Raw genomic sequence first — 11,958 nt, forward strand, 5'->3', positions numbered from 1 at the left:
CTACTCTGGTAAGGCTTAATGCCTTTGGCGTAAGCGATAACCCGCCCCCCTCACGGTCTCAATGAGTTCACCGTGGCCTAGCTCTTCAAATTTTCGGCGTAATTTGGCGATATGCACATCGATGACATTAGTGCGAGGATCGAAGTGATAATCCCATACCGCCTCAAACAATAAGGTACGGCTAATCACTTGGTTCGCGTGTTCCATCAAATACTTAAGTAACTGGAACTCCTTTGGCTGCAACATCAGCTCCTGCCCATCTAAGGTGACATTGCGTGTCAGCAACTCCATCCTTAAACCGCCAACGACTAAATCCGTCGTGACTGGGGTCGATTGGCCACGTTGCATTAATTTCTCGGCGCGCACCAATAACTCGGAGAAGGCAAATGGCTTAGTCATATAGTCATCGCCCCCGGCACGCAAGCCCTTCACCCGCTCGTCCACATGTGCCAATGCCGATAAAATCAGCACAGGAGTCTGGTCCCCCGTTGCCCTCAAGGCGGCGAGCAGTTTTAAGCCGTCGAGCTGCGGCAACATACGGTCGAGGATCAGTAAATCGTATTGACTGCTTGTAGCCTGCAACAGCCCTTGATGGCCATCGCTGGCGGTTTCAATATTATGTCCCTGCTCGATAAACCCTTTGACGATGTAATCAATCGTTGTCGCATCATCTTCAACTAAAAGTATTTTCATTTATACGCTGCGCTCCTCAATCTTCACTTAGTCCTTGGCTCTACAAGCTTCAATCCCACTTGAGTAAAGGTAGCTGCCGTAAATTTTCCACATCGAAGGCCAATTTATACTTGCCAGTATCATCCAACAACTTAAGTTCTAAGTAACTGATGCCTAAGTCGTGATCTAATTTTGCATCGGTCAAAAAACCATTGTGATCCTTAGTCGCCATCGCAATAAGGCCTGAAAATGTTTGATGCTGAGCCGAAATAAATCGTGTGGCCTCGACTTCACTTAGCTCATCCACGGTCACTTTAGCCGCTTTTTGCTTCAATAACTTACCATCACTGGCACGGTATTCAAATCGAGTGATAGCGTTGGCTAGCGGATTAATTAACTCAAGCTTGTAGACTAACTCGCCCTCTTGCATTTCCATTTCAAACTCGGTGATCACCCCTTGAAAATCCTTTTCAACCTGCTGCATAACACTCAGCGGTGGCCGATAATCCCCACTGGCTAACATCGAATACAGGCTCTGGGCAGCGGATGCCACCCCAGATACCAAAATGAGTCCTAGCAACCATAGTCTCATGGCTCCTCCATATAAATCAGCTATGTTTGTATCTTATGAGACAATCAATTAGATGTCGATGTAACCTATTGTCCCTGTGCGCGATTCCAAACCAAACACTCAATCGTTTTGTCGCCAATGTGTTAAGTCTACCTAATACCAACTGAAACACCGATGGAAACAAGATTAAGCTTTGATCATCTGGGGGATTCTAAAATATGGATTTGTTCGGATTTGAGGGCAACAGTGGTCTGCATCCCCTTTTTCAGGGTCAGTTTTTGGGCGAGGTGCAGCGAGACTTCAGTGTTAAGTTGTAACTGAGTGCCAGTAACATAACAGATGAGTCGTACCGATTCTCCCATCACGAGAAGAGAATCGATGGTGATATCTAACTTATTAAAACTACGGCATAAACGGCCATTAGAAATCGAATTAAATCGTATACCTTGATTGGGGATCACCCAACGAACCTGAGATCCTACGGGGCGACCTTTGCCATAGTCACAGGCGATCAACTGCTCGCCAAACTTAAGCCAAGTGAGGTCCTTTGTGCTGTCTTGAAACACCACTTCGCCATCGAAAATATTCCTCAGCCCCATCTGCCGTGCCACGGCCTCATTACGTGGGCGCGATAACACCTCAAAGGGTGCACCCTGCTGTAACATCTGCCCTTGGCTGATCAACATCATAGTATCCGCCAGTAATAGGGCCTCATTTAAATCGTGGGTGACCATAATCACGGGGCAGAGTAACTGCTCTTTAAGGCGAGCCAACTCGAGGTATAAACGCTCACGGGTTTCCCTATCTACCGCGGAAAATGGCTCATCCAACAGTAAAACAGACGGTTCGCGGGCCAACGCCCTCGCCAGTGCAACCCGTTGGCGCTGACCGCCCGATAAATGCGCCGGCAACCTATCGGGTAATCCATGCAAATTCACTCGCTCTAACCAATCCTTAGCCCGCGCAACCCGCTCAGACTTAGGAATATGATCGAGCCCAGCGACCACATTTTCTAGGGCAGTCAGATTGGGGAATAGCCCAAAATGCTGCGGCATGTAACCTATATGGCGCTGCTGCGGCGTTAAAGCGATTCCCGACTGAGCTTCAAACCAAGGTGTATCCCCAAATACTATGCGGCCCGCATCCGGATGGTTTAGCCCGGCGATCATCCTCAGCAACGTAGTTTTTCCGCCACCAGAAGGCCCCACGACGGCAAGCACCTCCCCCGCCTTGCAGCAAAAATCGGCATTGAGTTTTATGTGGTTATCGTTTTTGATCTGGCAATGCAGATCAGCGATGATTTGTGCCACGCTGACCTCCTAAACGTCGGGACAAACTGGTCGTCAATGCCAAGGCTGTAACGGCAAACAATAATAATACTAATGACATAGTCCCAGCGGCATTAAAATCAAATGACTGCACACTGTCATAAATTGCAATTGAAATCGTCTTAGTCTCACCCGCAATATTGCCGCCCATCATCAGTACTACGCCAAATTCCCCAAGCACATGGGAGAAGCACAAGACTAGCGCGGTCAACACGCCCGGCCACACCATAGGCAATTCAATTTTAAGCAGAATTTTAATTCGACTCATGCCACAACATGCGGCAGCGTCACGAACATCGTGGGGGACAGTTTCAAAGGCTCGCTGAATAGGCTGCACCGCAAAGGGGATATTGACTAAAACGGAGGCGATAACCAGCCCGGAAAAGTGAAACACAAGTTGCTGACCAATGACTTGCTCAATCCATTGGCCAAGCCAACTCTGGCTACCCAGCCCCACCAGCAGGTAATAACCAATCACGGTCGGCGGTAACACTAAGGGCACCATAATCAGCGCCTCGACCCAAGACTTACCGACAAACTGACGATAGGCCAAGGCTCGCCCGGCGAGAATGGCTAAGGGGATCAGCACTAACACCGTAATCCCACTCAGCTTGACCGATAACCAGAGTGCCTGCCAATCCATCATGGTTGCTCTGGCAGTGAAAAACCATAATCGGCCAAAATATGGCGAGCATTATCTGTTTGTAAATAGTCATAGAAACGCTCGGCGGTGTCACCCGCACTCACCATTAACACCATACGCTGAAACAATGGGCTGTGCATTGTGGCTGGCACTATCGCGTATCGGCTATGGCTCGCAAACTGAGGAGACATAGCTAAAGACAGCGCAATAATCCCGCCCTGGGTTGAACCGCTGATCGCAAACTGACCCGCTTGGGACACGTTTTCCCCGAGGATCAGTTTAGGCTGAATCGCATCCCACAACTGCACTGACTGCAACGCTTCCTTCGCTCTCTCACCATAGGGAGCATGGTCAGGATTGGCGATGGCAAAACGGCTGATTTCCCCAGCCATAAGTGCTTGTGCTAATCCCTTTAACTCAGGGTCAAGCGATAGACTACTCGCCTTAGGTGCAACAATGGCGAGTTGCCCTTGGGCGTAAAGCACGCCAGCATCACGGGCGACACCCGCTTTATGTAGCTGCTGAATATATTTTTCATCCGCGGATAAAAACAATTCATAGGGGGCACCATTTTGGATTTGCGTGGCAAAGTTGCCCGATGACCCATAGGAAATTTTTACTTTTAGCCCAGTATCATGGGTAAATTTTTGGCTAATGTCATCTAAGGCAAAACGCAAATCCGAGGCGGCGGCAATGGCAGGAACAGCGGACTTCTCCGCCGCGCGACTGGACAATGGCAGGACAGCTAAGCAAAACAGTACTGCAAAACCAAAGGTATGGAAAAAACGGGTCAAACTCGACATTGGGTCACCTTAGTGCAATATTCGCGCGGTTTGTGAACTGGCTAGTTGCTACTACGAGTATCGTTATCGCACGGCTAAATGGCCGTTTTGAATCGTAAGTCACTTCATAGTGACAAGCACGGTATCGGCAAGCCGGCACTCTGCGCCATGAATGGCGCGGTGGAACCCTCAGGGAAGAGTTAATGGCGTGCCTGCGTGCGATACCCTGCGATGTAGCATAATTAAGAACAGTTATTTAGCCTTTGTGTTGCCACAACTTAGCCGCCTGTTCATCGGCATCCTTTGCTTCAACCCAATTTTTACCTTGCTCACCCGCTTCTAGTTTCCAGAATGGCGCCTTGGTTTTTAAAAAGTCGATTAAAAACTCACAGGCGGCAAAGGCGGCTTTGCGATGGGCGCTCGTCACCCCAATAAACACAATTTGCTCACCCAGGGCCATAGTGCCGACACGGTGGATGACAGTGACTTTGTTAAGCGGCCAGCGGCTACGCGCCTCGGTGACGATTTGCTCCAGCACAGCTTCGGTCATGCCGGGATAATGCTCTAGGGTGAGATCGGTGACTGTGGCACCATCGTTAAAATCACGCACTTTGCCAACAAAGGTCACGACGGCACCATCGCTATCGTCTTGGGCTAACTGGCGATATTCGTCAGAAACACTAAAATCGACCTCTTGCACTCGAACTGCGGGTAACAGACGCATATCAACCCCCTGTAACGGGTGGGAAAAAGGCCACTTCATCACCGTCTTTAACGGGCGCATCCCATTGGCTAATGGTTTGGTTGACCGCGACCAGCAACTTATCTGAGGTTAATACCTTGGCCCATTTTTCATCGGTTGCCGCTAGCGCAGCGCGTAATGTTTCGGCGGTTTGCATCTGCTCATTAGCCTCAATGCTTAACTTGGCCGTGCCCAACAACTCTCGAACTTGGGCAAAAAACAACACGTTAATCATAATCTTCCCTCGTTTTTGATCCGCTAAACCTTAAAATGCCCAGACTTACCGCCGCGCTTTTCCAACAGGCGAACCTGGGAAATCACCATATCTTTTTGCACGGCTTTGCACATATCGTAAATAGTAAGTGCCGCCACTGAGGCCGCAGTGAGGGCCTCCATTTCAACCCCGGTTTTGCCGGATAATTTACATAAGCTAGTGATCCGCACGCGGTTATGTTCGGGCTGCGCCTCTAAATCGACCTCGACCTTAGTCAACATCAGTGGATGGCATAAAGGGATCAGATCTGAGGTCTTTTTCGCCGCTTGAATTCCCGCGATCCGCGCGGTCGCAAACACATCACCCTTGTGGTGGCTACCACTCATGATCATCTCGAGTGTCGTGCTCGCCATCTCGATAAAAGCTTCAGCGTGGGCTTCACGCTCGGTGACGGCCTTTTCGGTCACATCGACCATATGGGCGTTGCCATCGGCATTGATATGGGTAAATACATTGCTCATTAAAGCGTTCCTTTAAAATGAAGCCTAATCAAGGCACGGGGAAAGGGGCAACTAGCAGTGCTCAAGCCAACATTATTGCTAAGGCGGGCAAATCCGCCTAGCCACCAATAGAGGCAAGATGTTGGGTCACCCCAGTAATGCCTTGGTGCAGATAATGGGTTTCTTTCTTCTGGGCTAACTGACCGTGTAAGCGCTCAATTAATTCCGCTTGTTGATCAGGATGTTGCAGTAGATCACGCAAATCGACACCGGACTCGGTAAAGAGGCATAAATGCAATTTGCCCTTTGCCGATACACGCAAACGATTACAGGTAGCACAGAAATTATTGGCATAGGGCATGATCAAACCAATGCGGCCCTTATAATCACTGTGGCTGAAATTTTGGGCAGGACCATCGGAGGCGCTTGGGGCATCGAATTGCCAACCGTCCGCCAATAACTGCGCCTTGATATCGGCACCCGCTAGATGGTGGGCCTGAAAATACTCGCGGCCTAAACCTGTCTCCATCAATTCAATAAACCGCAGGTCGATTGGCGTGTGTTTAATCCAATGTAAAAAGCGCGGCAAATCTTTATCGTTTAAACCTTTAAGCAGTACTGCATTGATTTTTACCCGCTCAAAACCCGCCGACAATGCGGCATCAATGCCCCGCATCACTTCATCAAACTTGTTCTCACCGGTGATTTGATAAAACATCTTAGGATCTAAGCTATCCACCGAGACATTGATACGTCGTAACCCGGCATCAAACCACTCTTTGGCATGTTTTTCGAGTCTATAGCCGTTGGTGGTCGTCGCAATGGTATGAATGAGCGGATTATCAGCGACGACACGAATAATGTCGGTAAAGTCTTTGCGCAGCGTAGGCTCGCCACCGGTAATGCGGATTTTTTGGGTGCCCACTTGGCTAAATGCGGAAACTAAGTTTTCTATCTCATTGAGAGATAAGAAGTGTGGCTTACCATTGGGGTGGTAACCATCGGGGAGGCAATAGCTACATTTAAAGTTGCAGACGTCAGTAACCGACATCCGTAAATAGTGAAATTTTCGACCAAAGCTGTCTTGTAATTGAGACATGATCACCTTTCCAAGTGTGGGAGGTGAGAGCATTTCTTTACTCACCCCGGTGGCATTATTACCACGGCTACACCGCCATATCAATTGACTTAGGCCGGCAAGCTCGGAGAACCGTCAGCCGTGATTATAGGCCGAAAGTTGTCCCTAGCTATACCCCTAAACAGGTATTTATTAGCCGAGTTCCCCTTGGCGTGAATAATCTGTGACAGTGCTCACCCAAAGTTTTGTATTCATTTAGACTAAACAGTAGGTTTATCCACTGTGCCCTTGGCCTATTTTCAGGTAAGGTGGGTATTAGCAATAAAACGCCCGTTTACAAACTACAACACCCGATAAAAATCGGGGAAACGCGAAGGAAGAGGTGAACTGATGGAACGCGAATCAATGGAATTCGATGTTGTTATCGTCGGTGCAGGGCCTGCTGGCTTGGCTACTGCGTGTCGATTAATGCAAATATCACAGGATTCAGGTAAAGAAATCACTGTCTGTGTGGTAGAAAAAGGCTCCGAAGTGGGCGCGCATATTCTATCGGGCGCAGTCTTCGAACCTAAGGTGCTAGATGAACTATTCAGCGACTGGCGTGAAAAAGATGCCCCAGTGAAAACCGCTGTCACCCAGGATGAAATCTACCTGCTCAGCTCCGCCACAGAAGGCCGAGCCATGCCGAATGCCCTTGTGCCAAAAACCATGCACAACGAAGGCAATTACATTATCAGCGTTGGCAATTTGTCCCGTTGGCTTGCTAATCGCGCCGAAGAACTGGGTGTCGAAATTTTCCCCGGCTTTGCCGCGAGCGAACTGCTATTTAACGACGATAATAGCGTTAAAGGCATCTTAATTGGCGATATGGGCGTCGGCGCCGATGGTGAGCCTAAGGACAGTTACATGCCTGGCATGGAACTGCACGCTAAATATACCGTATTTTCCGAGGGTTGCCGTGGCCACTTAGGCAAACAACTTATTCAAAAATATCATCTAGATAACGGTAAAACCCCGCAACATTACGGTCTTGGCTTCAAAGAAATTTGGAAAGTCCCCGCCGAGCAGCACGAGCAAGGCAAAGTCGTGCATACCGGTGGTTGGCCGTTAACCGATGGCGCCTCCGGCGGTGGTTTCCTCTACCATATGGAAGACAACCAAATTGCGGTCGGGCTGATTATTGATTTGAATTATAAAAATCCACACTTAAGCCCCTTCGATGAATTCCAGCGCTATAAAACCCACCCTGTGATCGCGAAATATCTGACCGGTGGAGAGCGTTTAAGCTATGGCGCCCGCGCTATTACTAAGGGCGGCTTAAACTCATTACCTAAAATGAGTTTCCCCGGCGGTCTTATCATAGGTTGCAATGCGGGCACCTTAAACTTCGCCAAAATCAAAGGCACCCACACTGCGATGAAGAGCGGTATCGTTGCAGCAGAAACCTTAGGTAAAGCCATGATGGCAGGGGTTGAAGGCGGTAAAGATCTCGACTGTTACCAAACCCACCTTGAAGAAAGCTGGCTATACGAAGAATTGCATAAATCCCGCAACTTTGGCCCCGCAATGCACAAGTTCGGCACTTTCCTCGGTGGCGCCTTCAACTACATAGATCAAAACTGGTTTGGGGGTAAGTTCCCTATCACATTACGTGATGAACACCCAGATTACGCGCAGATGGCGCCGGTGAGTGCATACAGCAAGATTGATTATCCTAAACCCGATGGCAAGTTAAGCTTTGACAAACTGTCTTCAGTCTATCTGTCGAGCACTTTCCATGAGGAAGATCAGCCCTGCCATTTGCGCCTCAAAGACAACAGCATTCCACTGGGCATAAACCTGACTCAGTTTAATGAGCCGGCACAGCGCTACTGCCCAGCCGGCGTGTATGAGATCGTCGAAGAAGCGGGCCAACCTAAATTTGTGATCAATGCGCAAAACTGCATTCACTGCAAAACCTGCGACATTAAAGATCCGAGCCAAAACATCACTTGGGTTACCCCCGAGGGCGGCGGCGGACCAAACTATCCCAATATGTAATCAACAAGGCGCTCAAATGAGCGCCTTACTTTTGCTTGCTTAAAAGACACGTTTTGGTCACAATTGCGCCATAAAAATCACATGCGTTCAATCAGCAACTCATTTCCATCTATACTCTACATAATTAGATCTACCGCAAGACCAACAGGTTAGGCCAAATAAATATCTTGATACGCTGTTTTATTCGGCAATCGACCTAGACTAAGGTCAACTTTTAACATTCCTGTCCGATAACCACTATTGTACAAGAGTGCGTCGACCGATATTTCCAAACGTCCAACACAGGCATATTGATATTTATGATATTGAATAACCTCACCATCAAGCAGAAGATCCTGCTGACAGTGACATTTGCAGTGCTACTGTCGACCATACTCGTCGGCGTATTGAGCCAACGTAGCGCTAAAAGTGTCGTACAACAACGTATGCTCGGGTCGGAAATGCCCAGCTTAATGATGCAAATACGCAATAAAATTGAGTTGGATATCTCCAGCTTAATGAATGCGGCAGAGCAACTCGCTAACAGCCGTATGCTGCTGCAATGGCTCGAAAATGGTCGCCCGCAGGAGCAAGAACCCCAAGTGGTTGCACAGTTAAAGGACATCACCCGTCAATATAAATTGGCCCAAGCTTCCTACGCCGATAGACAAACTGCGGCTTATTACACCCAAGATGGATTTCTGCGCGTGCTCACCCCCGCACAGGACGGCTGGTTTTTTGGCTATCGAGACAGTGGTCAAGAACGCATGTTAAACGTCTTTACCGAGGCTAACGGTGAGGTAAAACTCTTTATCAATTATCAGCAACCCAATGGACGTGGCTTAGTCGGTCTAGCCAAATCCCTCGATGATATGGTGCGCTTACTCGGTTCTTTTAAAATTGAAGATACGGGGTTTGTTTACTTGGTCGATGCTAAGGGCGAAGTGAAACTTCACCCAGACCCAAAGCAGATTGGTAACAGCAGCCTCAACAATTTGTACTCAGGTGCTAACTCAAGTTCATTGTTAAATCGTAGTGATTTCAATTTAATCGATATTGAAGTCAATGGCGAAAACACCTTCGTGGCCAGTAGCTATATTCCTTCGATGGACTGGTACTTGGTCGCCCAAGTCCCTGAGGCTGAGGTATTTGCGCTACTCCAAGAAGCCGCCTACCAAATCCTTATTTGGACCCTGATCATTGCCGCAGGCTTTATTATGCTGGCGATTGTGGTCGCAGGTTCGGTCAGCCGCCCTATTGCCCAAGTCGCTACCATGTTCCGTGATATTGGTGAAGGTGAAGGTGATTTACGTCAACGCTTGCCCGTCAATGGCGAAGATGAAATTGCACAGTTAGCTCAAGGATTTAATAGCTTTATCAGCAAGATCCAAGAGTCGGTGATTGAAGTTGCCCAAACCAGCGAACAACTCGGTTTTTCGGCTAAGGATGTGTCAAATCAGGCGCAGCAAACCTTAGAAGACAGCCACGAGCAGAAAGATCGCACTATGATGGTGGTCACGGCTATCAATGAGATGGGAGCGACGGTGAATGAAATCGCCAGCAATGCCGCCCAAGCCGCCGTTGCCGCTAAAGATGCCGATACCGAATCCAGCAGCGGACAAGTGGTCGTCACCCGTGCACGGGATACCATTAATCAACTGTCTAAGGATGTGGAGCAGGTCGGTGAAGTGATCGAATCCCTTGCGACTCACACTAAGTCCATTGGGGGGATTTTAGATGTGATCCGCGCCATTTCCGAGCAAACGAATCTGTTGGCGCTAAATGCTGCGATTGAAGCGGCCCGTGCCGGTGAAGCGGGACGCGGTTTTGCCGTCGTAGCCGATGAAGTGCGCAATTTAGCATCGCGTACTGCGGCTTCCACCAACGAAGTGCAAGGAATGATCAACAAACTGCAGTCTGAGGCGAGTCGCGCCGTAGCGGCAATGGCCCAGAGCCGGACCCGTTCCCATGAAGGGGTTGCAGCCGTCGATGAAGCCAGTCAATCCCTAGTCGGTATCAGTGACCGCATAGGGTTAATCAGCGATATGAATATTCAAGTGGCCGCCGCAACGGAAGAGCAATCGACTGTGGTGGAGGATATCAACCGTAACGTGACTGAAATTAACGATATCACCCAACGCACGGCTAACACGGCCCAAGCCGCAGCACAGGCGAGTCTCGCCCTAAATCAGTTAGCCCACCGCTTAGATACCTTAGTGGCTAAGTTTAAGGTGTAACACTTTATTCCACCCCATAAAAAACGCCTTAGATGGAGACATCTAAGGCGTTTTCTTTATTTTCACTAATACTTAATCCATGGAAATAAATTTAATGGTGAATGGATAGCGATACACTTGCCCTTCACTGGCTTTAATGATCCCAAGCACTGTGCACACAAGATCCAAAATAGCGAGCGCAATTAATAAGATAAACCCAATGCCGATAAACGCTAGCACGATACTGATAATCACATAGATCAGCAAACTCAGCTTAAAGTTCACACAACTGCGACCACATCGGTCGACAAATGCCGACTCTTCGCGTTTCATCAGCCAAATGATCAGTGGTCCCAAAATGGAGCCCAGCGGCACTAAGTAACCCATAAAACTCGATGCATAAACGAGTAATCCAAAATCTCTATCGCTCTTTGTCACGGGTTCAATCATAACGTCATCCCTGTTTTATCATTTGAATATAAATACTTATTTACCACTTGGCCCATATAAACGCATTTGCCAATCTTCGACACTTTGGGTTGCTAAACGGCGCTGCAGACTATTAACCCAGCTCTGTGCTAACCCTTCGCAGGAGGCGAGACGATCATAGGCGCTGGCATCAAAGTGGGGGGAGAAATAGAGAGACATAGCCTCGGCCACACAGATATCGGTTCGACGCTCAAGCAATTCAATTTTATCCTCTAGTTGAACAACCCCAGGAGTGAGTACCCGATAGAACCAGCCGCATAATTGGCTTTGCTGCATGGCCAAGGCAAAATCCCCGTGGCCAAACTGCAGGTTTAACTTAAAACAGGGTGAACGGGGCTGAGTGACCTGTACTCTTACCTGACCAATCTGCAGGACATCACCAATATTCACTTGGGTTTCATTGAGCCCAACTGTGCTGATGTTTTCCCCCATACTGGGGGCATCTTCGAGCCGAGTAATTAAATCCCAACGGCGGTACTGACCATAGTGTTCACGGGGGAAATGATGCAGCACGCGGTCGAGTCCACCATGGTGTTTAGGATCGGCCTGGGTATCACCTTCGACATGATCGAGATGCACTATCAGTTGTTCTGTTGCTTGCTTACCCTTAATCCCTGTCGAAACCCCTTCAATCTCTTGGATATTTAACCCTGAATACAATCCAGATAACTTGCTTACCAACAACATAGGTAACTCCCTTTTCA

13 protein-coding genes and 1 riboswitch are annotated in these 11,958 nt (G+C 48.6%); of the genes, 2 read left to right on the top strand and 11 right to left on the bottom strand.

Going from position 1 to position 11,958, the window contains the following annotated elements; genetic code table 11:
* Positions 1 to 15 precede the first annotated feature (15 nt).
* From JFT56_RS18135 to moaA, 9 genes are all read right to left on the bottom strand, one after another.
* Positions 16 to 693 (bottom strand): response regulator transcription factor, encoded by a 678-nt coding sequence (locus JFT56_RS18135; protein WP_198781367.1) that lies wholly within the window; start codon positions 691 to 693, stop codon positions 16 to 18.
* Between the two features lie 49 nt (positions 694 to 742).
* The gene (locus JFT56_RS18140) at positions 743 to 1,264 is read right to left on the bottom strand and encodes a hypothetical protein (RefSeq protein ID WP_198781368.1); all 522 of its coding nucleotides are present in this window, start codon (positions 1,262 to 1,264) and stop codon (positions 743 to 745) included.
* 176 nt (positions 1,265 to 1,440) lie between these two features.
* A complete protein-coding gene (locus JFT56_RS18145) occupies positions 1,441 to 2,553 on the bottom strand; it encodes an ABC transporter ATP-binding protein (protein WP_198781369.1) in 1,113 nt (370 codons plus the stop codon).
* Positions 2,534 to 3,214, bottom strand: a complete 681-nt coding sequence (gene modB, locus JFT56_RS18150) for a molybdate ABC transporter permease subunit (protein ID WP_198783636.1) — start codon at positions 3,212 to 3,214, stop codon at positions 2,534 to 2,536. The genes JFT56_RS18145 and modB overlap by 20 nt, the downstream gene beginning before the upstream one ends.
* Positions 3,214 to 4,017 carry a molybdate ABC transporter substrate-binding protein gene (gene modA / locus JFT56_RS18155; protein WP_198781370.1) on the bottom strand — a complete coding sequence of 268 codons (804 nt, stop codon included), beginning with the start codon at positions 4,015 to 4,017 and terminating at the stop codon, positions 3,214 to 3,216. The genes modB and modA overlap by 1 nt, the downstream gene beginning before the upstream one ends.
* A 235-nt stretch (positions 4,018 to 4,252) precedes the next feature.
* Positions 4,253 to 4,720: a molybdopterin synthase catalytic subunit MoaE gene (gene moaE / locus JFT56_RS18160; protein WP_198781371.1), complete on the bottom strand. Its 468-nt coding sequence runs from the start codon at positions 4,718 to 4,720 to the stop codon at positions 4,253 to 4,255.
* A 1-nt stretch (position 4,721) separates the two neighbouring features.
* Positions 4,722 to 4,973 carry a molybdopterin synthase sulfur carrier subunit gene (gene moaD / locus JFT56_RS18165; RefSeq protein ID WP_198781372.1) on the bottom strand — a complete coding sequence of 84 codons (252 nt, stop codon included), beginning with the start codon at positions 4,971 to 4,973 and terminating at the stop codon, positions 4,722 to 4,724.
* A gap of 23 nt (positions 4,974 to 4,996) precedes the next feature.
* Entirely contained in the window at positions 4,997 to 5,473 is a 477-nt protein-coding gene (moaC, locus tag JFT56_RS18170) for a cyclic pyranopterin monophosphate synthase MoaC (RefSeq protein ID WP_198781373.1), read from the bottom strand.
* Positions 5,474 to 5,570: 97 nt separating this feature from the next.
* On the bottom strand, positions 5,571 to 6,551 hold the full coding sequence (gene moaA, locus JFT56_RS18175; RefSeq protein WP_198781374.1) for a GTP 3',8-cyclase MoaA: 981 nt from the start codon (positions 6,549 to 6,551) through the stop codon (positions 5,571 to 5,573).
* Positions 6,539 to 6,672, bottom strand: a riboswitch (molybdenum cofactor riboswitch). (Overlaps the previous gene by 13 nt.)
* A 248-nt stretch (positions 6,673 to 6,920) precedes the next feature.
* On the opposite strand from moaA, the gene JFT56_RS18180 reads away from it, so the two are divergent.
* Both JFT56_RS18180 and JFT56_RS18185 read left to right on the top strand, forming a co-directional pair.
* Positions 6,921 to 8,570 (top strand): electron transfer flavoprotein-ubiquinone oxidoreductase, encoded by a 1,650-nt coding sequence (locus tag JFT56_RS18180; RefSeq protein ID WP_198781375.1) that lies wholly within the window; start codon positions 6,921 to 6,923, stop codon positions 8,568 to 8,570.
* Between the two features lie 299 nt (positions 8,571 to 8,869).
* On the top strand, positions 8,870 to 10,786 hold the full coding sequence (locus JFT56_RS18185) for a methyl-accepting chemotaxis protein (RefSeq protein ID WP_198781376.1): 1,917 nt from the start codon (positions 8,870 to 8,872) through the stop codon (positions 10,784 to 10,786).
* Positions 10,787 to 10,858: 72 nt separating this feature from the next.
* On the opposite strand, the gene JFT56_RS18190 is transcribed toward JFT56_RS18185, so the two are convergent.
* Both JFT56_RS18190 and JFT56_RS18195 read right to left on the bottom strand, forming a co-directional pair.
* Positions 10,859 to 11,215 carry a DUF4870 domain-containing protein gene (locus tag JFT56_RS18190; protein WP_198781377.1) on the bottom strand — a complete coding sequence of 119 codons (357 nt, stop codon included), beginning with the start codon at positions 11,213 to 11,215 and terminating at the stop codon, positions 10,859 to 10,861.
* A gap of 36 nt (positions 11,216 to 11,251) precedes the next feature.
* On the bottom strand, positions 11,252 to 11,941 hold the full coding sequence (locus JFT56_RS18195) for an MOSC domain-containing protein (RefSeq protein WP_198781378.1): 690 nt from the start codon (positions 11,939 to 11,941) through the stop codon (positions 11,252 to 11,254).
* Positions 11,942 to 11,958 lie beyond the last annotated feature (17 nt).

Origin of the sequence: Shewanella putrefaciens (genome assembly GCF_016406305.1) — a bacterium.
Taxonomy (GTDB): domain Bacteria; phylum Pseudomonadota; class Gammaproteobacteria; order Enterobacterales; family Shewanellaceae; genus Shewanella; species Shewanella putrefaciens_C.